Here is a 22262-nt window from a genome sequence, read left to right as displayed (position 1 = left end):
GTCAAGTGGCGGGAAGCGTCATTTCCGGCGCGGTCGCGAAGGTCTGTCCGGGTCTGCCGATGCCAAAACGGCTCACGCGCGCGTCAACCGCCCCGCCTCACGCGCGTCGAACAACTGCGCACGCGCCTCACTCCCCCAACCCCGCCGCCCGGGCCTTCGCGATCGCCTCTGCCCGCCCGGAGGCATGCAGCTTCGCGTAGATCGACGAGACGGCGTTGCGGACGGTCTTGCCGGAGACGTAGAGCTCGGAGGCGATGGCGTCGTTGGTGCGGCCTGCGGCGAGGAGGCGGATGACGTCGCGCTCGCGCTCGGTGAGGTCCGGGAAGGGGTGCTCGACCTGCCGCGGAGCAGCCCCGGCGCGGGCGAAGAACTCCCCCACCCGGGCGGCCAGGGAGGCACCGAAGACCACGCCGCCGGCGGCCGCGGACCGGATTGCCCGCTCGACCTCCTCGGCGCCGGAGCCCTTGAGGAGATAGCCGGCGGCGCCCGCGCGCATCGCCGCGAGGATGGTGTCGTCGTCCTCGTTCATCGTGAGCATCACGACGCGCACGCCCTCGAAGCGGCCGGTGACGAAGCGAGTGGCCTCGATGCCGTCCAGGCGCGGCATCTGGATGTCCATCACCACCACGTCGGGCCGGGTCTCCCCCGCGACATGAATCGCCTCCTGCCCGTCTGCGGCCGCCCCGACGACCTCGATGCCGGGCAGCGCGCCGAGCAGGGCGACCAGGCCGTCGCGGACGATCTGGTGGTCGTCGACGACGACCACCCTGATGGGATTCATGGGCGCTCCAGGGGCAGTACGGCGGTCACGAGGGTGCCGCCGGAGGAGGGACAGGTGACCTCGGCGTGCCCGCCGAGCTCGGCCGCGCGCTCGCGCAGCGAGACCAGGCCGATCCCGGCCTCGGCGTCGTCGGCGATGCCGCGACCGTCGTCGCGGACGGTGACGACGAGGGCGCCGCGGTCCACGGCCAGGTGGATGTCGCAGCGCCGCGCGTCGGCGTGCCGCGCGACGTTGGCCAGCGCTTCGCTGGCGATCCGGTAGGCAGCCACCTCGACCGCGGCCGGCAGGGTGCCGAGGTCGCCGGCACATACCGCCGTCGCGGGCCCGGACGCGCTGACCCGCTCCGCCTGCTGGGCGAGCGCCCCGGCGAGCCCACGGTCGTCCAGGGCTGGCGGCCGCAGGTCGTGGACGAGGCGGCGTACGTCGGCGACCACGTCATGCACGAGCGTGGTCGTGGCCGCGAGCTGCTCCTGCGCCCGGGCGGGGTCGCGCTCGACGAGCAGGCGCGCGGACTCGAGCTGGAAGACGACGCCGCCCAGGGCGGGGCCGAGGCCGTCGTGGAGGTCGCGCCGGATCCGGCGCCGCTCCTCCTCCCGCGCGACCACGAGGCGCTCCCGGCTGGCCTGCAGCTCCTCGGCGAGCCGGCTGGTCCGGGCGGCGGTCGCGGCCTGCCGCACGAGGTCGCCGAGCAGCCGCTCGTCGCGCGGCGAGAGCCGGCTGCGCAGGCCGCGTGCGGGCAGCACCAGCCGCCCGACCCGCTCGCCCCGGTAGGTGATCGGCAGGCTGCGCGCCTCCGCAGGGTGCTCGCCGTAGGTCGCCGCCAGCGTCCCGCCACTGCCGCGGTCGACCTCCACGCTGACGAACCCGACCCGGAACGCGTCGGCCACGGCCCGCGCGACCGCCGCCAGCTGCTCACCGCCCTCGTCGGTGGTCTCCAGGGTGGAGGCGAGGCCCGCGACGGCGTCGTACCGGTCCGCCCGCTCCCCCAGCATCAGCCGCCGCACCCAGCGGGCGACGCGCCGCCGGAGCGGCGCATACACGAGAGCGGAGAGGAGTACGACGGTGAGCACGACCTGGCGGTCGTCGAGCCGGTCCCCCAGCAGCTCGGTCAGCAGCGCGAGCCCAGCGAGGTCGACGCCGACGACGAGCACCGAGAGGCCGCCGTAGACGAGCGTGCGCAGCAGCAGGTCCTCGATGGAGACCAGGGTGGGGTCGACGATCGCGATCGTCATCGCCACCGCGGGCAGGGCCATGATGAGGAAGACCGCGAGGTCCTGCAGGGTCCGCAGCTCGGCCCCGAAGGAGGCGGCGATCAGCACCGCCATCGCGAGCACCGACCAGAGCAGCCAGCGCATCCGGTCGCGCTCGAGGCCGCGCGAGCGGCGATGCCGGACGAGCACCGTCGTCATCGCGAGGAGCAGCCCCGCCACCGAGGCCGCGATCATGAGCGGCAATGCGGCGTCGGCGACCGCGTCCGACAGCGGGAGCGCGCCGGCGTCGAGGTCGACGCCGGGCGGGAGGGCGACCTCGGGCAGGTTGCGCGCCGGGGCGAGGACGACCAGCAGGCCGCCGAGCGCCATGGAGACGGTCGCGACCCAGGACGCGATCCGCCACCCGCCCGGCAGGAAGCGGCCGGTCGGGAAAAGCAGAAGGAGCAGCGCGACGGTCGCCGGCAGGAACGCCCCGACCCGGTTGAGGAACCACAGCGCGAGGTTCACCCCGGCGAGTGCCTCGTCGGCGCGCACGGCGTAGCGGACCCACGACTGCGCGACGCCGTCCAGCGACCAGAAGCAGCCGAGCCAGGCCAGCCCCCAGCCGAACCCCTGGCGCGGGTCGCGCACCAGGATGACGGTCGCGAGTACGCCGAGGATCGGGCCGAGCAGCGCATAGCTCCAGCCCCAGCCCGGGGCGAGCCGGGCGCCGGTGCCTGCCGGGTCCGTGGCGACGTCGAGCAGCACGGTGGCGACGAAGAGCGCCCCGGTGACGACCACGAAGCCGGCCCCCGCCCAGCGGGCGGCGGCCGGCCTCGTGAACTGATCGCGGAGCACGGCGTCATTGTGGTGCCGGTCCGGCCCGCGCGTGGCCGGACCGGCGGATTGCTCCTGCATGGTTGGGTTCGACTTCGCTCGACCAGGGAGAGTCAGGCGCGGTCGCCGAAGGCGAAGCCGGCGGCGGTTGCCAGCAGCCAGAGCGCGCCGGGTGCGGCGGCCATGTACTCCAGCGGCGAGATGCCCAAGGCCAGGGTCAGGCCGCCCAGGACCAGGCCGACCCGGCCGATCCAGCGCGGTACGACGCCACGGCGCGCGGCGGCGTACAGGCCCGTGCCCGTCAGCCCGGAGAGCACCCAGACCCACGGAATGGTGCCGATCCAGTGGTTGTACATCGCGGCGTTGTCCGCCGCGACGACCCCGTCGCCGAAGGCGAACGACATCATGAACTCGGTGTCCAGGCCCGAGCCCAGCACCGAGACGACCGCCGTGCCGAAGAGGCCGGCGAACGCGACGAGCGGGACGGAGCTGTCGGGCATGGCGCCGGCGAGCCGTCGGTAGAGGCCCGCGGCGAAGATCACCGTGAGCAGGGCGCCGACGACGGTGATCGAGTGGAAGGCGAACATCCAGCCCGCCTGGGTCTCCAGCTTGGCCGCGATCCCGGCGGCGTCGCCGAGGAGGTCCTCGTCGTAGACGGCGCTCACGGCGCTGCTGGTGACGATCGTGCCGATGCCGGCGAGGCCCGCACCGACGCCGGCGAGCGCCCAGCCGCGTCCCTGCCCCGCGCGGGGTGTCGGAGCCGGGGCGGCCGGGACGTCGGAGCGGACGGGGTTGTGGGTGGTGATGGTGGTCATCGTGGAATCCTTCGTTGGTGGGTGGTGCGATGACCCGAATCTGCCGGGCGCGGTGTCCCGCGCGGCAGGGACAAGGGGGCAGGTGTTGTCCCGGGCGTGTCCCGCGTGTTCTCGACCTCGCTCGACCAGGCGGAGCCGGCGCCCGTGGTCCATGGACTCGTCCTCCAGCAGCCGCTCCATGAGCTGACGTCAGCAGAGACGCGGCGGATCCGGCAGGTGTTCGGCCACGCGCCACTGGAGGCGAACCTGGGCGCGGTCCGGACCTGACGACGGATCATCGGCGCGAGATCATCCGCTTCAAGCCGTCTCGCCGCGTTTCGCCGTGGGCGAACATATTGGCGAATAGTGCGCGCAGATGACAGGATCGAGCCAAGGCTCGAGTGAACCCGCCCAGCGGCGCTCCGGCCGAGTCGCGAGGGTCAGTAATTGCCCGATGAGGGCCTCCAGGAGCGGCGATCACCCCTACTGCCACATGCCTATGTGTGTGCGGGTGTCGTCGAGAGGAGGCCACCCCGATGTCGCATCCCGTGCTGGCGGCCGCCGCGGCGATGAGCGAGGCGTTGAAGTCTGTCGCCGACGCCAACCCGACCTTCATGACCACCGGCGACAAGGCAGCCGCGCTGCTGGAGCTCGCGACTCTCGAGGCGCGGGTGGCCGAGCTGCGGCTGCGGATCCTCGCCGACGCCACCGATGTCGCTGCGCAGGACGGGAGCCGGGATGCCGCGGCATGGCTGGCCCGCTACGCCCGGCTGCGGCCCGATGCCATGCGCGGCGAGCTTGCGTTGGCGACTGCGTTGGACCGCCGCTGGGACGAGGTCGCGTCCGGGCTGGCCGAGGGGCGGGTCAACCTGCCCCAGGCGCGGGTCATCGTCCGGGCCCTCGATGACCTCCCCGACACCACTCCCGCCGAGATCCTGGCCAAGGCGGAGGCGGCCCTCGTGGGCTATGCCGCCGACTTCGACCCCCGCCAGCTGGCCCGGCTCGGCCGGCACATCCTCGAAGTCGTCGCCCCCGACGTGGTCGACGAGGCCGAGGCCCGCCGACTAGCCGAGCTCGAGTCCGCCGCCCGCCGCCACACCCGACTCACCCTGCGCCGCCTCGGTGACGGCACCACCCGGCTGTCGGGCCGGCTTCCCGACGCCGCCGCGACCCGGCTGGCCACCTACCTCCAGGCCTTCACCAACCCCCGTCACCACGCCACGGGCCAGGAGAGCCCTGATGGGGTCGACCCGGTCGCCCGGCTGTCCCTATCCCCGACGGCTCGGCGAGGCCTTCTGCCAGTTCCTCGAGGCGGCCGACCCCAAGCGTCTGCCCATCCACGGCGGCGACGCCACCACTCTCATCGTCACCATCACCCTCGAGGCACTCCGCAAGGAGCTCGCCACCGCCGGACTCCTCGACAACACCCTCGTGCCGGGCGACCTCAACTCGGGCCAGGCGATCACCGCTGCCGAAGCCCGCCGCCTGGCCTGCACCGCCAACCTCATCCCCGCCGTCCTCGGCAGCGATGCCGAGGTCCTCGACCTCGGCCGCGCGCGACGCCTCTACACCGCCGCCCAGCGCAAGGCGATGCTCATCCGGGACAAGACCTGCCGCGCCGAAGGCTGCGACATCCCCGGCACCTGGGCCGAAGCCCACCACTGGATCGCCTGGACACTCGCCGGCAAGACCGACCTCGACAACGCCGTACTCCTGTGCAGCCACCACCACCACCGCGCCCACGACCAGGCTTACAACCCCGAACGCCTTCCCAACGGCGATGTCAGGTTCAGCCGTCGGACCTAGGGGCAGAGGCAGGAAGAACGTCGCACCAGCGTCGTTCCCGCCTCCCCCGACAAGGGGCGGTCCTGATCGCTGTGGATAACCGGTCGACCCCCGGGCCGCCTCTTCGCCAAGGCCTACCTCGAGCGGGTCCTGGGGCATGAGCGAAGAAGAATTGGCGCGGTAGGTGTCGTATCGGGTTGAGCCCGTCCGTGGTCTAGGTGGAGGGTGGCCAGAGGGGCCGCCACGGATCCACGACCAGGGAGCAGTGATGACCAAGTACATGATGTCCGTCTACGGACCGGCCGAGTACGACGAGAACTTCGGCTACGCCTCGCGCGAGGAGATGCAGCAGTCGATGGCCGAGACGGAGGCCTTCAACGAGCGGCTGCGGAACGCCGGCTACTGGGTGTTCGCCGACGGCCTCGAGCAGGCGACTACCGCGGCCGTCGTCGACGCGCAGGGTGAGCAGCCGCTCGTCGCCGATGGCCCCTACCTCGAGAGCAAGGAGCACCTCGGCGGCTTCTGGGTGATCGACGTTCCGAGCCGCGACGTCGCCATGGACCTCGCGGCCCAGGCCTCGAAGGCGTGCAGGGGCAAGGTCGAGGTGCGTGCCTTCCAGACCGGGCTGCCGGAGTGATCCTCGACTAAGCCGCCCGCGCCGGCGACGTCGAGAGCGGTCCAGGCGAGGGCCGTCGCCGCCTCCAGCAGCGCCTTCTCCGCGTCTCCCCGACGCAGTGGGCGGCGAACTCAGGCTGGTGGTTGAGGGCGGGCAGCGAGCCGATGCCGACGTAGGGGTGGATGGCCGGCACCATCCGGGGGACGTTGCCCATGTCCGTGGACGCGCGGCATCGCCGGCTGGAAGGTGCGGAAGCGGTTGAGACGTGCCGCAGCCAGCAAAGAACTGCGGGTTCGCGGCGACCCGGCCCTCACTGGCGGTCGGGGCCTCTACGATGACGTCGATCCTCATGCCCCGATCCGAAGCGCAGGCCCCCAGCCGCAAGCTGCTGCTCGTCGTCGACGCCCCGTCGCTCCTGCACCGCAACCACCACGCCCGGGCCCACACCAGGATCTCGGACCGCTCGGGCCGGCCCGCCTGGGCGCTGCACGGCATGGTGCGCCAGATCATCGAGGCCATCGACACCTTCGCACCGGACGCCGTGATCTTCGGGCTGGACGACCGCACCGCATCGGTGCGCAGGGACTACTACCCCGCCTACAAGGCCGGGAGGGCCGAGAAGGACCCGCAGCTGGTCGAGCAGCTCGAGCGTGCGGGCCCGCTGCTCGACGCCCTCGGCCTGGCCACGCTCACTCCCCCGGGCCTCGAGGCGGACGACGTGAACGCGTCCGGGGCCACCTGGGCGCGCAGCAACGACTGGAACTGCATCATCATCACCTCGGACCGCGACGCGTTCGCGCACATCAGCGACCACACGCGGGTGCTGCGCCTGATCGATGGTGGCATCCAGGGGTCTCCACTCCTCGACCCCGCACGGCTGCGCACCATGTACGGCGTCCCCGCGGAGCGCTACCTCGAGTACGCCGCGCTCCGCGGTGACGCGAGCGACAACCTGCCCGGCGTACACGGCATCGGGGAGAAGACCGCTGCCATCCTGCTCGAGCAGGCCGGGTCGATGCAGGCGGTCTGGGCCGACATCGACCACAACGAGGGGCGCGCACTCGCCGCGGCCCTGGACTCGTGGGCGGAGGAGACCGGCGCGCGGCGACTGGGTGCCGGCGTCGTACGCCGGCTCAGCGCCCCGGGCGCCCGGCAGCGCTACGACTTCAACGTGCGGATCATGTCGGGTCACGACGACCTCGACCTCGGCCTCACTCCGCACGTGCCCGGGAGCCCGGGGCTGCTCCCCCTCGACCCGCACCACGTCGGCCATGTGGTCGGCTTCCTCAACGTCGAGGCGACCACCGCACTCGCCATCCGCGTGCTCAGCGGGGACCCGGCATCCGCCTCGCGCTAGCCCTCGATGACGACCGGCCGGCCGGCCACGTAGCCGACGACGACCTGAACCACGGCCAGCGCGGCGAGCAGGCCGCAGGGCCAGGCCCAGGAGCCCGTCGCCTCGCTGACCAGCCCCACGACGAACGGACCGGCCGCGGCGAACAGGTAGCCGACGCTCTGCGCCATCGCGGACATCGCCGCGGTGTCGGCGGCGGTCCTGGTCCGCAGCGCGAAGAGCGTGAGGGTCACGGGGAACACGGCTCCACCGACTCCCAGCAGCGCCGCCCACAGCAGGGCTCCGCCGACGGGGGCCCACCACAGGCCCAGGAACGCGAGCGCCATCATCGAGGAGAGCGCCGCGATCAGGTGTCCCTGCGCCCGCAGCCGGGCGGCCAGCGGTGGCGCCACGAAGAAGACCGGCACCCCGACCAGGATGGAGACGGCGAGGAGCAGCCCTGCGTGGGCATCGGAGAAGCCGGCATCGGCGTAGATGCTCGGCACCCAGCTCATCACGACGTACGCGAACACGGACTGGATGCCGAACACGGCCGTCACCGACCAGGCGATCGGGTTGCGCCACAGGCGCGTGCGGCTGCCGCTCCGCTGGGCGCGGTCGCGCGCCCGGCACCAGGGCAGCCAGAGCACGAGAGCGACCACGGGCAGGAGCGCCCAGACGGCCAGCCCGGCACGCCACCCCCCTGCGAGGTCCGCAACCGGGACGGTCGCGGCGGCTCCGAGGGCGGCCCCGATCGACAGCACCGCACTGTAGGCGCCAGTCACCTGCCCGACCCGCGTCGGGTAGTGCTCCTTGACCACGGCGGGCAGCAGGATGTTCGCCAGCGCGATGCCGGAGCACGCGACGAGAGTGCCCACGACGAGCACCATCGGCCCGCCGAGGACCCGCGCGACCAGGCCGACCGTGAGGAGCACCAGTGCCACGGCCACGCCGCGGTGTATGCCGACGCGACGGGCGAGCGTCATGCCCGCGGCGCCGAACACGGCGAAGCACAGCACCGGCAGCGAGGTGAGGAACGCCGAGACGCCGGCCGACACGCCCGTGTCCTCGAGCCGTTCGAGCAGGGCGCCCAGGCTGGTGATCCCGATCCGCAGGTTGACCGCGATCAGCAGCACCGCGACCAGCAGCACACCGGTCCGGACCCGCACGCCGACGTGCTCCGGGGAGCCGACGGGAGGGACCGGACAGTGCTGGAGTTCCGTTGCCATGACCCTATGATGACAAACATCGGATGATTGGACGAAAAGGACGGGCGATGCCTCTCTCCCCCACTACGGCCCTCTCCCTCGTCGACCAGGCGATCGAGGGCATGCGCGGCCTGCTCGCCAGCGGCGAGTGGCAGGTCGGCATGCGGATCCCGCCGGAGCCGGCGCTCGCCGAGGCCCTGGGCGTCAGCCGCAACACCGTCCGCGAGGCAGTGCGGGCCCTGGCGCACACAGGTGTGCTCGAGGTCCGCCGCGGTGACGGCACCTACGTCGCGGCGCCGAACGAGGTGACCGCGCTGGTGCGGCAACAGCTCGCACGCACCGACCTGCGCCACGTGCTGGAGGTGCGGCACGCCATCGAGTCGCAAGCAGCGGCGCTCGCAGCGGAGCGCCGCTCCGCCAAGGACCTCCGCGTCCTGGAGCGCGCGCTGGGCCGTCGCGACCGCGCGGTCGCGACGCAGGACGAAGAGGGTTTCGTCGACGCGGACGCCGACTTCCACCTCGGCGTGGTCGCCGCGGCCCACAACCCGCTGCTCGTCGAGCTCTACGGCGGCTTCGCCGACAACCTCCGCAGCAGCATCCTGCTCCCGCTCGCGCACGACGACGCGCTTCGCGGCGAGCACGTCGCCCTCCTCGAGGCGATCCGGTCACGCGACCCGGAGGCAGCCGCAGCCGCGACCGGCCGGCTGCTTGCTGGTGTGGGCCACTGACGACGTGGGCCGTGGTTTGCTGGGGGAATCGCAGCCGATCCCCACGTGCCCGGCACACCGCCGAGTCGAAGCCTGAGGTGACCTCGTGACCACTGCGGTCGTCGTCGGCAGCGGGCCCAACGGGCTCGCCGCGGCGGTCACCCTTGCGCGGGCGGGGGTCCGGGTGACCGTGCTCGAGGCAGCCGACGTGGCCGGCGGCGGCACCCGGAGCAGCGAGCTGACCCTGCCGGGCGTGGTCCATGACGAGTGCTCCGGCTTCCACCCGCTCGCGGTCGACACGGCGTTCTCCCGCGACGTCGACCTCGCGGCGTACGGCCTCCGCTGGCGGTGGCCCGAGGTGCAGTACTCGCACCCGCTCGACGGCCGGCGGGGGGCGGCGAGCCTCCGCTCGGTGGAGGACACCGCGGCGGGGCTGGGCGCTGACGGACGCCGCTGGTCGGCGGTCTTCGGGCCGCTCACCAGGCGGTTCGACCAGATCACCGCTGACTTCCTCCGGCCGATGATCCACGTGCCCGCCCACCCGCTGGCCCTGGCCCGCTTCGGTGTCCTCTCGAGCCTTCCGGCCTCGCTCCTGGCCGCCGGGTGGCGGACCCCCGAGGGGAAGGCGCTGTTCGCCGGCGTGGCTGCGCACGCGATGCGTCCGCTGTCCTCGCCGATGTCATCGGCCATCGGGGTCGCCCTCGGGACAGCTGCGCACGCGTACGGCTGGCCCGTCGCCGAGGGCGGCTCGGCGGCCATCAGCCGCGCCATGGTCGCAGCGCTCGAGGGCGCCGGCGGCAAGGTGGTCACGGGCAGCCGGGTGCGCTCCCTGGCCGAGCTCGACGACCCCGACATCGTCATGCTCGACACCACTCCCGCCGCGGCGGTGTCCCTCGTCGGCGACCGGATGCCGGATCGGGTACGCCGTCCGCTGAGCAGGTATCGGCACGGACCCGGGGTCTTCAAGGTCGACTTCGCGATCGACGGCGACGTGCCCTGGCTCCACGAGGACTCCCGGCGTGCCGGGACGGTCCACGTCGGCGGCACCTTGGCCCAGATCGCGGAGGCAGAGCACGCCGTGTCCCGCGGCACCATGCCGGAGCGTCCGTTCGTGCTGGTGGGCCAGCAGTACCTCGCGGACCCGAGCCGGTCCCAGGACGGCCGGCACCCGCTCTACGCCTACGCGCACGTGCCGGCCGGATACACCGGTGATGCGACCGCGTCGATCGAGAGCCAGATCGAGCGGTTCGCCCCCGGCTTCAAGGAGCGGATCCTGGCGCGGCACGTCCGCTCCGTCGCGCAGATGGAGGAGCACAACCCCAACTACGTCGGCGGCGACGTCGTGACCGGGGCCAACTCCCCGCGCCAGCTCGTCTTCCGGCCGAGGGCCGCGCTCAACCCGTACGCCCTCGGCGTGCCCGGCGTCTACCTGTGCTCGGCCGCCACCCCGCCGGGGGCGGGTGCGCACGGGATGTGCGGCTACAACGCAGCGAAGGCGGCGCTCGCCTTGCTGCGCTGACCAGCTAGGACCGGGTCGGGCAGACGTGAGGCGGAGAGCCCCCGCACGCCGCGGCCTCGGATCAGCAGTGCGCGTACTCGTGGCGACGGCGCCAGAGCACCGCGGCCATGGCGACGAACATCAGCACGTGGGTGGCTGTCATGAACGCCGACGCGCCCATCGCGCCGCTCCAGACGAGGACCACCAGAACCGCGGGCACGTACATCGCCGCGCACATCTCCCGGGTGCTCCCCCAGCCGTGTCCGCGGTAGCGCATCCATGCCGCCATGCCGACCGACATGTCGGTGGCCATCAGCACGTACCAGGTGCCGGGGTGGTCGCCGAGCTCGACGTCGAGGCCGAGGACGCTGCGCAGAGAGCCCAGGACGAGCATCCCGGCGAACATCGCGACCACCATCTCGAGGTAGTGCCGCGCCAGGGCGCGCCCCATCGACGTGGTCGTGGTGGTGTGGGTCGTGGTCGTCATGGCCCCACCCTCGGCCGAACCGCGGTCGCAGGCCAGCGCCTCGACCCACTGTGTCCGAAAACTTGGTGAGACGGTCTTCTGGACACGGTCCGACAGCGCGTCGCACGCCGTACCGTGGCACCCATGAGCGCTCCACGCCGCATCGTGATCGTCGGCTTCCCCGCAGCCGAGCTGCTCGACATCGCCAGCGTGACCACCCCGCTGCAGGTCGCGAACTACCTGGCCGGGCATGCGGTGTACGACGTCACGCTGGCCTCGCCCGGCGGGAAGCCGATCGTCACCGGCACCGGCCTGACGCTCGCTGCCCAGGCGGCGCTCGAGCGGGTGCGCGGGCCGCTGGACACCGTCCTTGTCTCCGGCGGGATCGGCTACGTCGACGCGATGGCCGACACCCGGCTGGTCAGGCACGTGGCCCGGCTGGCGCGGGAGAGCCGTCGGGTGGCGTCGGTGTGCACCGGCGCCGGGATCCTCGCCGCGGCCGGTGTCCTCGACGGCCGCCGGGCCGCGACCCACTGGGCCCATGCGGACTACCTGGCGAGGCGGTTCCCGGCGGTCAGCTTCGACCGCAACCCGATCTTCGTGGCCGACGGGGAGGTGTGCACGTCAGCGGGCGTGACAGCGGCGATCGACCTGACGCTGTCCTTCATCGAGGCCGACGCCGGCGCCGACCTGGCCCGGCGAGTGTCGCGGCAGCTGGTGACCTACCTGCAGCGACCCGGCAACCAGGCGCAGATGAGCATGTTCACCGCCCCGCCGGCGCCCGGCAGCTCCCTGGTGCGCGACGTCGTGGCACACATGGCGGCCCACCTCGCCGACGACCTCTCCACGGCCACCCTGGCCGCCCGTGCCGGTGTCAGCGAGAGGCACCTGTCCCGGCTCTTCCTGCGGGAGATCGGCGCCACCCCGGGCCGCTACGTGCGGCAGGCCCGCGCCGAGGCCGCCGCCCAGCTGCTCACCGGCTCCGACCTCACCGTCGAGGCCATCGCGACGCGCTGCGGCTTCGGCACGGTGGAGACGCTGCGCCAGGCGTTCCAGGGGCTGTACGGCGTGTCGCCGTCGCACTACCGGGCGACCCAGGCGTCCGCCGTCGTTGTGTAGCGAGGCCGCCTCGGCTCGCCTCAGGAGGCAGGCGCGCTGCCGAACCACTTCTCGTAGATCGCGTCGTAGCCACCGTCGGACCGGAGGTCGGCCAGGATCGCGTTGATGCTGCGCACCAGCTCGACGCTCCCGTCCTTCTTCAGGACCATGCCGTACTGCTCGCCGGTGTCGAACTCCGCCGCGACCGCGATCTCGGGGTTCCGCTCGACGACGCCGCCCACGACGGTGTTGTCGTAGACGCCGGCGGCCACCTGGCCGTCCCGGAGCGCGGCCACGATCTCGAACGGCTTCTCGACCGTCACGATCTCGGCGTCGGCGGGGGCGTTGTCGGTGACGTAGAGCTCGGCCGTCGTGCCCTCCTGGACCGCGATCTTCCGCCCGCTGAGCTCGTCGAGGGACGTCACGCCGGACGAGGCGCCCACGACCAGGGACTGGGCCGCGTTGAAGTAGGGGCTGGTGAAGTCGAGCACCCGGGCCCGGTCACCGGTGATCGTCATGCCGGCGACGCCGACGTCGCAGGTCCCGTCGTTGAGCGGCGTGCCCGCGGCCAGGCCGTCGAAGTCGGTGTTGACGAACTTCGCCTCGAGGTCGAGCCGGGAGGCGACCTCTCGGGCCAGGTCGATGTCGAAGCCGACGACCTCGCCCTCCTGCCGGAACTCGAACGGCCGGTAGGGCAGGCTCGTGCACACGGTCAGGACGCCGTCGGCGACGACCTCGGGTGCCGGTGCGGCCTTCGGCGACGTCTTGTCCTCGGCGTCGGCGGCACCGCAGGCAGAGGCGGCCAGGGCCACCACCAGGACGGCGGCAGCACGGAACGCACGGGGCTTGGGCATGTCAGTTCACCTTCAGGGAGAGGGACCGGGTGAGTCGTTCGAGTGCGTACTCGGTGACGCGCACCAGGGCCTGCTTGGCCGACTCGCGGTCGCGCGCGTCGATGCTGATGACGGGTACGTCGGGGGGCAGGGCGAGCGCCTGGGCGACGTCGCCCACGGAGTAGCGCCGGGCGCCGTCGAACTGGTTGACGGCCACGATGAAGGGCAGTCCCTTCGCCTCGAAGTAGTCCAGCGGGGAGAACGCCTCCTCGAGGCGCTCGGTGTCGACGAGCACGATCGCGCCGATGGCGCCGAGGCACAGGTCGTCCCACATGAACCAGAAGCGACGCTGCCCGGGAGTGCCGAAGAGGTAGAGCACGAGGTCCTCGGCGAGCGTCAGCCGGCCGAAGTCCATGGCCACCGTGGTGGTCGACTTCGTGGGCACGGCAGCCAGGTCGTCGACCCCCTCCGACTCGTTGGTGACGAGCGCCTCGGTGCGCAGCGGGACGATCTCCGAGACGGCGCCGACGAGGGTCGTCTTGCCGACCCCGAAGCCGCCTGCGACCACGATCTTCGTGGAGGCAGCCCGCCGGCTGGCCCTAGTAGGTGCGAAGTCCACGCAGCGTCCTCTCGATGAGCTCGATCCGCTCGTCGCGCGACGAGCTCTCGGTGATGGTGGTCTGGACGGTGACGAAGCCCTGCTCGACGAGGTCGCTGAGCAGCACGCGGACGACACCGATCGGCATCGACACCAAGGCGGAGACCTCGGCGACGGACTTGGTGTCGCACATCTCCAGGAGCGGCACGGCCGCCGCGTTCACCGGCTGGCCGTCGGCGCGTGGATCGACGCGCAGCGTGGCCTCCAGCGGGAGGTCGACCGTGGCCTTCGTGCGGCCCGCCGTGATGGTGTACGGGCGCACGAGGCGCGGCGAGGGGATCGCCTCGTCTCCGTTGGCAGACGTCTCATCGGGGGCCATGGCGACTCACCGTCATCAGCCCCGGGTCCCGACACGGGCCTGGGCCTGCACGGCGCGCCCGACCCGCTCCACGAGGAGCGCCATCTCGTAGCCGACCTGCCCCAGGTCGGCGGCCTCCCTGGTCAGCACGGCGAGGTTGGAGCCGTCGCCGACGCTCATCAGCATCAGGTAGCCGCGCTCCATCTCCACGAGGGTCTGTAGGACGGCTCCCCCGTCGAAGAGCCGCGACGCACCGACGGCCAGGCTCGCCAGTCCCGACGACACGGCGGCGACCTGCTCCGCGTGGTCACCGGGGATGCTGGCACTCTCGGCCATCAGGAGGCCGTCCGCGGACACGAGTACGGCGTGTGCGGCGTCGGGGACCTCGTCGACGAACCTGCTGACGAGCCAGTCGAGGTTCCGCTCCCCCACCTGCGTCTCGCTCATGCGGGGTCTCCTTCCATCTGTTCGTCGTCGGTGCTGGTGCCGGCGGACTCGCGTCCTCGGGAGACACCGGCAGCGTGGGCAGCAAGGCGGGCCCGGATCGCGTCGGCGTTGCGAGTGGCGACGACGGCAGGGATGGACACGCCGCCGGGGATCAGCCGGGCGCCGGGCTCGCGCACGGGCAGGCCCGCCGGGCTGACCGCCACCGGCTCCGAGGCCTGGACGGAGTCGGCCCTGCTCCACCCGGCCTCGATCTCGGACGGGCGCCACGACTCCTCGCCGCCGTCGGATCCCAGCCAGGAGGACTTCATCGACGTGAAGATGGAGCCCGGTTCCTCGGAGGCGCCCTCCTCATCGATCGGGCCGTTGAGCGGGTCCGGCGCCGCATCGGCGGGCGGCTCGGCGACCCGCAGGACGGCGACCTCGGCCAGGTGTTCGGTCGCCTCGGCCGTTGCCTCGTCGTACGCCGCCTCGTCGTGCTCCGCCTCCGCCACAGGGGTGCGGACGGGGAGCGGGGGGTTCTCCAACGCTGCTCCTGGCTGTCGCATCGGCAGGCCGACGGCGGCGTCGATCCTGGACTGGACCGAGGCGTCGGACCTCTGGGGCTCCTCAGCCTTGCGGCGCCGCCCGCCACCACCCTCCGGCTCGACGATCTCGGTGGGGTAGGTGGTCGCGACGGCCGGCTCGGGCGGGAGCGGGGCCGCCTCGCCCGGCGCCAGCCCGGGGAGGACCGACAGCGGCAGGAACACCGACGCGGTGGTGCCGGCCTGCTCGTTGGGCAGCAGCTGCACGGAGATGCCGTGCCGGTGGGCGAGCCGGCTGACCACCAGCAGGCCCATCCGGCGGGCGGTGTCGGGGGTGACCTCGCCGCCGGAGCGGAGCGTCTCGTTGAGCGCCCTGAGTGCCTCGTCCTCGATGCCGAGACCGGCGTCGCTGACCTGGACCGTGATGCCGGCCGCGCCCGTGGTGGCGTCGACCGAGACCATGCTCGTCGGTGAGGAGTAGGACAGCGCGTTGTCGACCAGCTCGGTGAGCAGGTGGATGACGTCGGCGGCGGCGGCGTCACTGAGGCGCACGCCGGGGTACGAGCTGATCCGCACGCGCTGGTAGTCCTTCACGCCCGCCGTGGCTGCCTGCATGGACTCACCGACGGTGACGTCGGTCTGGCCGATGGACCTGGTGGGCGCGTCGGCGAGGATCATCAGGCTGTCCGCCGTACGACGCATGCGCGCCGCGAGGTGGTCGAGCCGGAAGAGGCTCTCCAGCCGGCGCGGGTCCTCCTCGTCCTTCTCCAGCGTCTCGATCAGGCTCAGCTGCTGGTTGATGAGGGAGGTGTTGCGCCGCGAGAGGGTCACGAACATCTCGCTGACCTGCGAGCGGAGCTTCGCCTCTCCCGAGGCGAGGACGACCGCCTGCTGGTGGAGGTCGTCGACGGCCCGGGCCAGCTGGCCGACCTCTTCGTGCGTCTGGACCGCGATGGGCGTGATCGGGCCGGGGTCCTGGCCGGCGCGGATCCTGGCGACGGCCTCGGGGAGCTGCTCGTGGGCCACCTCGAGGGCGCCCTCGCGCACCCGGCGGATCGGGGTGAGCAGCAGCCGGGAGACCAGGAAGGCCAGCAGCAGGGCCGCGACGAGCGCGCCGATGGTGACAGCCGCATTGACCAGCGCCCGCTGCCGCGCGTCGGCCGCCGCCGCGGCCAGCTCGGAGTCGATGCCGTCCATCAGCTCGGCGATGAGCGCGTCGTAGTCCGCGTAGGCCTCGGCGCCACCGAGGTCCGTCCCGCCGGTGCGGATCGCGCGGGAGCGCTCGCCGTTGTCCTCCCGCAGGGAGAGGATCTCGGCCTGGGAGTCGCCGAGCGCGGTGGCGAGGCGGTCGATGGCCGCACCCTCCACACCGAGCTCGGCGAACAGCTCGAGCGAGCCGGTCTCGCCCGACCTGTCGGTGGCCACCAGGGCCTGCTGCATGGCGAGGGAGAAGCGGCCAGCGAGCGTCTGGGCGAGCAGCTCGAGCCGGGGCTCGGGCTGGAGCTGGGCGTTGACGATGGTGGTGATCAGCTGGGTCACTCCGGACTGGAGCTGCCTCAGCTGTGCGATCCAGGTGTCAGGGCTGAGCGAGTCGGTGTTGTCGTCGCGCAGGGCGCGGCTGAGGTCGAGCACGACGTCGAGCTGGTTGGCCTGCTCGCCGGTCAGGTCGGCCGACTGCCGGACCTCGGCCAGCTCGCTCGCGGCCGACTTGATGTCGGCGACCGCGGCGTCCAGCTCCGTCTGGCTCGAGTCCAGCGCGGTCTGCGCCGCGACCATGGCCCGCTCGGCGGCGGTCAGGAACGTGACAGCCGGCCGGAGCACGGTGACCTGCCTCGCGCTCGTGGAGGAGTTCGCAGCCTCCACCAGGTCGCTCTGCACGCGCAGCCCGCCGAGGGTCGCGGCCAGGAGCAGCGGGATCGCCAGGGCAAGCGCGAGCTTGCGGCGCAGCGGCCACGCGGAGACGGCCAGTGCCGACCGTCCGTGGTGGCGGGAGCGGGGGGGCTTCATGGTTCTCCCGAGGCACTTGAATCGAGCGCCACCGGTGCAGCGGCGCGCGCCCTGGGGGTGGGGGCGTCGCCAACGTAGGGATTTCCCCCACCTGGGGGATGACTTCCCCGCTAAATGGCCCGTTGGGGGCATCCGGGTGGTCCGAAAGCACCCTCACCTACGTCCGACCGGCTGATGCGCGCCGGCGCCCAGTCCTGGGACTCCGCACGCTGCAAGAGCAGTCCGTGGCACCCACTTTGGGAGGTGCCGGTGGCGATGTGACCGCCCGCACACTCCTGTCGCATGAGCACTCACCAGAGCAACACGTCCATGGGACGGGTGGCGTTCGCCAGCTGTGCGGGCACCACCATCGAGTTCTACGACTTCTTCATCTACGGCACCGCCGCGGCGCTGGTCTTCCCGACCGTCTTCTTCCCGGCCCTGGGAGACGCCGCCGCGAGCGTCGCGTCGTTCGCCACGTTCGGAGTGGCGTTCGGGGCCCGCCCCCTCGGGGCCATCCTCTTCGGTCACTTCGGCGACCGGATCGGCCGCAAGAAGACACTGATCACCACGCTGCTTCTGATGGGTGGGGCCACGGTGGCCATCGGTCTCCTGCCCAGCGCGGCGACCATCGGGGTGGCCGCCCCCATCCTGCTGGTCCTCTGCCGCTTCCTCCAGGGCTTCGCGGTCGGCGGCGAGTGGGCGGGGGCGACGCTCCTGGCCACCGAGTACGCCCCACCGCACCAGCGCGGGATGTACGCCGTGTTCCCGCAGCTCGGCCCGGCCATCGCCCTCGCGCTCTCCAGCGCCACGTTCCTGGTGGTCAACAGGCTCGCCGGGGAGACCTCCCCGGCCTTCGTCGAGTGGGGCTGGCGGATCCCGTTCCTGCTCAGCGGCCTGCTCGTGCTGCTCGGCCTCTACGTCCGCACGTCGGTGGACGAGACGCCGATGTTCCGCGACACCGAGCGGCTGCGCGTGAAGGCCCAGGGCCCGCTCCTCGCCGCCGTGAGGCACCAGTGGCGCGAGATCCTGCTCGCCGGCGGTGCGCTGACGATGCTGTTCGCGTTCTTCTACATCGGCGCCGCGTTCCTCACGTCGTACGGCACCGCGGCGATGGGGCTGAGCCGGGCGACCGTGCTCTCGCTCGGGATCGTGGCCGCGTTGGTGTTCGCGACCGCGACCTGGATCTCCGGCGTCTACAGCGACCGGATCGGGCGCAGGAAGGTGGTGCTCGCCTCGTGCCTGGCGGCCGTGCCGTGGGGCTTGCTGCTCTTCCCGCTGCTCGACCGCGGCGGCGCCGTGGCCTTCGCCGTCGGCCTGTCCGGGAGCCTGGCGATCATGGGCGTCTCGTACGGCCCCGCCGGTGCCCTGCTGCCGGAGATGTTCGCCACCGAATACCGCTACACCGGTGCAGGCATGGCCTACAACCTCGCCGGCGTGATCGGGGGCGGCACCGCCCCGATCTTCGCCGCCGACCTCGCCGCCTCCGGCAACGTCCCCGCGATCGGGTGGATGCTTGCGGGCTTCGCGGGGCTCAGCGTGCTCTGCATCCTGATGCTGCCCGAGACGAGCGGCCGGGCCATGGCCACCAGGGACGAGAGGCGGGGTCTGGCGGACGACCCGGTGGTCGCGTGACGACGGCAGGAGGACCCAGGATGGAGAAGGGACAGGTCATGGAGTCGTACGACGCGGGCGACACCGGCACTCCGCTCCTCGAGGAGACCATCGGCGCGAGCTTCGAGCGCACCGTCCAGCGGTACGGCGACCGGGAGGCGCTCGTCGAGGTGACCACCGGGCGCAGGTGGACCTACGCCGAGCTGGACCGCGACGTCGACGCGCTCGCCGTCGGCCTCCGCAAGCTCGGCATCCGCAAGGGCGACCGGGTCGGCATCTGGTCCCCCAACTGTGCCGAGTGGACGATGATCCAGCTCGCCACCGCGAAGGTCGGCGCGATCCTGGTCAACGTCAACCCGTCCTACCGGACCCACGAGCTGCAGTACGCGCTCACCCAGTCGGGCGTGCGCGTGCTGCTCTCGGCGACGGACTTCAAGACCAGCGACTACCGGTCGATGATCGCCGAGGTCGGCCCTCGACTGAGCTCGATGAACGGGGGTCCGCTGGAGCACGTCGTCTTCCTGGGCCAGCCGGAGTGGGACGAGCTGCTCGAGTCCGGCCGCGGCGAGCGGCTCGCGGACCACGTCGACTACGAGCTGTCGCCGCACGACCCGATCAACATCCAGTACACCAGCGGGACGACCGGCTTCCCCAAGGGCGCGACGCTGAGCCACCGCAACATCCTCAACAACGGCTTCTTCGTCACCGAGACCATCAACTTCACCGAGCAGGACCGGCTGTGCATCCCGGTGCCCTTCTACCACTGCTTCGGGATGGTGATGGGCAACCTCGGCTGCATCACCCACGGCGCCACGATGGTGATCCCCGGTCCGGGCTTCGAGCCGGGCGCGACCCTGCAGGCTGTGCAGGACGAGCGGTGCACCGGCCTCTTCGGCGTCCCGACGATGTTCATCGCGATGCAGAACGCCCTGCTCGATACGAAGGGCGACTCCCCGGCGTACGACCTGTCGAGCCTGCGGACCGGGATCATGGCGGGGGCGGTCTGCCCGGTCGAGGTGATGAAGCACTGTGTCAACGAGATGCACATGTCGGAGGTCTCCATCGCCTACGGCATGACCGAGACCTCGCCGGTGTCGTGCCAGACCCGCTCCGACGACGACCTCGACCGACGCACGACCACGATCGGCCGGGTGCACCCGCACGTGGAGATCAAGATCGTGGACACCGCCACGGGCCAGACCGTCCCGCGCGGCGTGCCGGGAGAGTTCTGCACCCGCGGCTACTCGGTGATGCTGGGCTACTGGCCCCTGTCTGATGCGGAGGCCCAGGAGAAGACCGCGGAGGCGATCGACTCCGACGGCTGGATGCACACCGGCGACCTGGCCGTGATGCGCGAGGACGGCTACTGCACCATCGTCGGCCGGATCAAGGACATGGTGATCCGCGGCGGGGAGAACATCTACCCCCGCGAGATCGAGGAGTTCCTCTACACCCATCCCGACGTCGAGGACGTCCAGGTCATCGGCGTGCCCGACGAGAAGTACGGCGAGGAGCTGTGCGCCTGGGTCAAGCTGCGCGAGGGGGCCGAGCCGCTCGACGCCGCGGCGGTCCGCGAGTTCGCCACCGGCAGGCTCGCGCACTACAAGATCCCGCGCTACGTGCTCGTCGTGGACGACTTCCCGATGACGGTGACCGGCAAGGTGCGGAAGGTCGAGATGCGCGAGCGGAGCGTCTCTGTGCTCGGACTCTGAGGATGGACGCCGGGCAGTCAGGAGCGGCACGCGTGCAGCGCGGCATGCGCCATCCGCTGCAGCTGCCCGGCCATGTCGTCGCGGCCGAGCAGCGCGCTGTGCGGCGTCGAGTTGATCATGCCGAAGACCGCGTGGGCGGCGGACCGGGCGTGCGCCTCGTCCGCCCCCACGGCCGCGCTGACCGCGTCGACCCAGAGCTCGACGTAGCGGCGCTGGAGCCGGCGCACGGTCTTCCTGTCCTCCTCCGAGAGGCTGGCCAGGTCCCGCAGCTGCACCGTGATCAGCGCCGGGTGGGTCAGGGCGAACTCCACGTGCCAGGCGATCAGCGCCGCAAGCACCACGTCCGGGCCCTCCTCGGCGGCGGCGTCCGCGCGCTGCTGGCCCTCCGAGAGGAGCCGCTCACTGATGTCCACCAGCATCGCGCCGAGCAGGGCGTCCTTGCTGGCGAAGTGCTTGTAGAGCGCAGCGCCGGACGTCCCCATCGCCGCGCCCAGGTCGTAGATGGACACCCCGTGGAAGCCGCGCTCGGCGAACAGCCCGGCAGCGACCTCGATGATCTGCTGCCGCCGGGAGGTGGGGAGGGACGCGCCTTCAGGACCGGACATGGGGAGCAGCCTAGACGTCGAGGTTATCGTTTGTTAACCTCGTCTCAGTTATCGATTGATAACCACCTCGTCTGACGGCCGCGACCCGGCCGTGGTGACACAAGGAGCGAGATGTTCGAGCTGTCCAGGGAGCACGAGGACTTCCGCAAGGTCGTCCGGGACTTCGCCGAGAAGGAGATCGGCCCGCACGTGGCCGAGTGGGACAAGGCGCACCACTTCCCCGTCGACGTGGTGCAGAAGATGGGCGAGCTCGGGCTGATGGGCCTCACCGCCCCCGAGGAGTACGGCGGCTCCGGCAGCGACTTCACCTCGCTGTGCGTGGCGATCGAGGAGATCGGCCGCGTCGACCAGGCGCTCGGCATCACCCTCGAGGCGGCCGTCGGGCTGGGCATCAACCCGATCCTCACCTTCGGATCCGACGAGCAGAAGCAGCAGTGGCTGCCGGACCTGGTCACCGGACAACGGCTCGCCGCGTTCGGCCTGACGGAGCCCGGCGCCGGCTCGGACGCCGGTGCCACGAAGACCAGGGCGGTGCTCGACGGTGGCGAGTGGGTCGTGAACGGCTCCAAGCAGTTCATCACCAACTCCGGCTCGGAGATCACCTCGGTGGTCACGGTCACCGCCCGCACCGGGACGCGCGAGGACGGCTCCGCCGAGATCTCCACGATCATCATCCCCTCGGGGACGCCCGGGTTCGTGGTCGAGCCGGCCTACGACAAGCTCGGCTGGAAGATCTCCGACACCCACCCGCTCTCCTTCGCGGACTGCCGGGTGCCGGAGGGCAACCTGCTCGGCGAGCGAGGCCGCGGCTTCGCCCAGTTCCTCGCCATCCTCGACGACGGCCGGGTGGCCATCGCCGCCCTGGCGGTCGGCCTGGTCCAGGCGTGCCTCGACGAGTGCGTCCGCTACGCCAACCAGCGGCAGACTATGGGCGGCCCGATCGGCCGCAAGCAGGGCGTGGCGTTCCAGATCGCCGACCTCGAGGTGATGCTGCAGGCCTCCCGGCTGCTGGTCTACAAGGCCGCCGCGATGAAGGACGCCGGCGCCCCCATGAAGGACTTCAAGCAGGCCGCCGCGGTGGCGAAGCTCTACGCGTCTGAGTCCGCGGTCACCGCGACCCGGATCGCCACCCAGGTCTTCGGGGGCTACGGATTCATGGAGGAATACCCGGTGGCCCGGTTCTACCGGGACGCGAGGATCCTCACCGTCGGCGAGGGCACCAGCGAGGTCCAGCGGATGCTGATCGCGCGCGGGCTCGGGCTCCCGGTGGAGTGA

The 22262-nt window shown here is 72.0% G+C and carries 21 protein-coding genes and 1 pseudogene; 11 read left to right on the top strand and 11 right to left on the bottom strand.

Annotation, left to right across the window (positions count from 1 at the left end; genetic code table 11):
- Positions 1–127: 127 nt before the first annotated feature.
- The 3 genes from DDE18_RS14845 to DDE18_RS14835 form a co-directional block, all read right to left on the bottom strand.
- Positions 128–781, bottom strand: coding sequence for a response regulator transcription factor (locus DDE18_RS14845; protein WP_170313287.1), 654 nt, complete (start codon positions 779–781; stop codon positions 128–130).
- Positions 778–2829 (bottom strand): GAF domain-containing sensor histidine kinase, encoded by a 2052-nt coding sequence (locus tag DDE18_RS14840; RefSeq protein ID WP_116573041.1) that lies wholly within the window; start codon positions 2827–2829, stop codon positions 778–780. Before DDE18_RS14840 ends, DDE18_RS14845 begins: the two co-directional genes overlap by 4 nt.
- 92 nt (positions 2830–2921) lie before the next feature.
- Positions 2922–3623: a hypothetical protein gene (locus tag DDE18_RS14835; protein ID WP_116573040.1), complete on the bottom strand. Its 702-nt coding sequence runs from the start codon at positions 3621–3623 to the stop codon at positions 2922–2924.
- Positions 3624–3719: 96 nt separating this feature from the next.
- Here DDE18_RS14835 and DDE18_RS23005 point away from each other — a divergent pair, with 96 nt between their 5' ends.
- From DDE18_RS23005 to DDE18_RS14810, 5 genes and pseudogenes are all read left to right on the top strand, one after another.
- The gene (locus tag DDE18_RS23005) at positions 3720–3890 is read left to right on the top strand and encodes a hypothetical protein (RefSeq protein ID WP_165821177.1); all 171 of its coding nucleotides are present in this window, start codon (positions 3720–3722) and stop codon (positions 3888–3890) included.
- A gap of 248 nt (positions 3891–4138) precedes the next feature.
- A pseudogene (locus tag DDE18_RS24265) lies at positions 4139–4825 on the top strand (DUF222 domain-containing protein); the annotation flags it as partial.
- 16 nt (positions 4826–4841) lie between these two features.
- On the top strand, positions 4842–5408 hold the full coding sequence (locus tag DDE18_RS14825; RefSeq protein WP_116573039.1) for an HNH endonuclease signature motif containing protein: 567 nt from the start codon (positions 4842–4844) through the stop codon (positions 5406–5408).
- A 247-nt stretch (positions 5409–5655) separates the two neighbouring features.
- Positions 5656–6024 (top strand): YciI family protein, encoded by a 369-nt coding sequence (locus DDE18_RS14820; protein ID WP_116573038.1) that lies wholly within the window; start codon positions 5656–5658, stop codon positions 6022–6024.
- Positions 6025–6352: 328 nt separating this feature from the next.
- The gene (locus tag DDE18_RS14810) at positions 6353–7360 is read left to right on the top strand and encodes a 5'-3' exonuclease (RefSeq protein WP_116573241.1); all 1008 of its coding nucleotides are present in this window, start codon (positions 6353–6355) and stop codon (positions 7358–7360) included.
- Here DDE18_RS14810 and DDE18_RS14805 read toward each other — a convergent pair.
- Positions 7357–8565: a CynX/NimT family MFS transporter gene (locus DDE18_RS14805; RefSeq protein ID WP_116573037.1), complete on the bottom strand. Its 1209-nt coding sequence runs from the start codon at positions 8563–8565 to the stop codon at positions 7357–7359. The two genes, DDE18_RS14810 and DDE18_RS14805, sit on opposite strands and share 4 nt — an antisense overlap.
- A gap of 47 nt (positions 8566–8612) precedes the next feature.
- Here DDE18_RS14805 and DDE18_RS14800 point away from each other — a divergent pair, with 47 nt between their 5' ends.
- Positions 8613–9272, top strand: a complete 660-nt coding sequence (locus DDE18_RS14800; RefSeq protein WP_116573036.1) for a FadR/GntR family transcriptional regulator — start codon at positions 8613–8615, stop codon at positions 9270–9272.
- Positions 9273–9357: 85 nt separating this feature from the next.
- A complete protein-coding gene (locus DDE18_RS14795) occupies positions 9358–10770 on the top strand; it encodes a phytoene desaturase family protein (protein ID WP_116573035.1) in 1413 nt (470 codons plus the stop codon).
- Between the two features lie 61 nt (positions 10771–10831).
- On the opposite strand, the gene DDE18_RS14790 is transcribed toward DDE18_RS14795, so the two are convergent.
- Positions 10832–11236, bottom strand: coding sequence for a hypothetical protein (locus DDE18_RS14790; RefSeq protein WP_116573034.1), 405 nt, complete (start codon positions 11234–11236; stop codon positions 10832–10834).
- 123 nt (positions 11237–11359) lie between these two features.
- Between DDE18_RS14790 and DDE18_RS14785 the strand changes: the two genes are divergently transcribed.
- Positions 11360–12334, top strand: coding sequence for a GlxA family transcriptional regulator (locus DDE18_RS14785; RefSeq protein ID WP_116573033.1), 975 nt, complete (start codon positions 11360–11362; stop codon positions 12332–12334).
- Between the two features lie 20 nt (positions 12335–12354).
- Here DDE18_RS14785 and DDE18_RS14780 read toward each other — a convergent pair whose 3' ends face one another.
- From DDE18_RS14780 to DDE18_RS14760, 5 genes are read right to left on the bottom strand one after another with little or no spacing between them, the layout of a single operon-like run.
- Positions 12355–13167, bottom strand: a complete 813-nt coding sequence (locus tag DDE18_RS14780; protein ID WP_116573032.1) for a transporter substrate-binding domain-containing protein — start codon at positions 13165–13167, stop codon at positions 12355–12357.
- A gap of 1 nt (position 13168) precedes the next feature.
- Entirely contained in the window at positions 13169–13765 is a 597-nt protein-coding gene (locus DDE18_RS14775; protein ID WP_116573031.1) for a GTP-binding protein, read from the bottom strand.
- The gene (locus DDE18_RS14770) at positions 13746–14123 is read right to left on the bottom strand and encodes a DUF742 domain-containing protein (RefSeq protein ID WP_116573030.1); all 378 of its coding nucleotides are present in this window, start codon (positions 14121–14123) and stop codon (positions 13746–13748) included. Before DDE18_RS14770 ends, DDE18_RS14775 begins: the two co-directional genes overlap by 20 nt.
- A gap of 15 nt (positions 14124–14138) precedes the next feature.
- Positions 14139–14549 (bottom strand): roadblock/LC7 domain-containing protein, encoded by a 411-nt coding sequence (locus DDE18_RS14765; RefSeq protein WP_116573029.1) that lies wholly within the window; start codon positions 14547–14549, stop codon positions 14139–14141.
- A complete protein-coding gene (locus DDE18_RS14760) occupies positions 14546–17077 on the bottom strand; it encodes an ATP-binding protein (RefSeq protein WP_165821176.1) in 2532 nt (843 codons plus the stop codon). Before DDE18_RS14760 ends, DDE18_RS14765 begins: the two co-directional genes overlap by 4 nt.
- A gap of 282 nt (positions 17078–17359) precedes the next feature.
- Between DDE18_RS14760 and DDE18_RS14755 the strand changes: the two genes are divergently transcribed.
- Together DDE18_RS14755 and DDE18_RS14750 are read left to right on the top strand one after the other, a co-directional pair.
- The gene (locus DDE18_RS14755; protein ID WP_116573027.1) at positions 17360–18691 is read left to right on the top strand and encodes an MFS transporter; all 1332 of its coding nucleotides are present in this window, start codon (positions 17360–17362) and stop codon (positions 18689–18691) included.
- Positions 18692–18711: 20 nt separating this feature from the next.
- Complete coding sequence (locus DDE18_RS14750) at positions 18712–20382, top strand: AMP-binding protein (protein WP_245916724.1); 1671 nt, start codon at positions 18712–18714, stop codon at positions 20380–20382.
- 17 nt (positions 20383–20399) lie between these two features.
- Here the strand turns inward: DDE18_RS14750 and DDE18_RS14745 are convergent, their stop codons facing one another.
- Positions 20400–20987: a TetR/AcrR family transcriptional regulator gene (locus tag DDE18_RS14745; protein ID WP_116573026.1), complete on the bottom strand. Its 588-nt coding sequence runs from the start codon at positions 20985–20987 to the stop codon at positions 20400–20402.
- Positions 20988–21098: 111 nt separating this feature from the next.
- Between DDE18_RS14745 and DDE18_RS14740 the strand changes: the two genes are divergently transcribed.
- Entirely contained in the window at positions 21099–22262 is a 1164-nt protein-coding gene (locus tag DDE18_RS14740) for an acyl-CoA dehydrogenase family protein (RefSeq protein ID WP_116573025.1), read from the top strand.

The organism is Nocardioides gansuensis, from assembly GCF_003076135.1.
GTDB classification, from domain to species: domain Bacteria; phylum Actinomycetota; class Actinomycetes; order Propionibacteriales; family Nocardioidaceae; genus Nocardioides; species Nocardioides gansuensis.
This window is presented reverse-complemented; position numbering and strand designations above follow the sequence as displayed.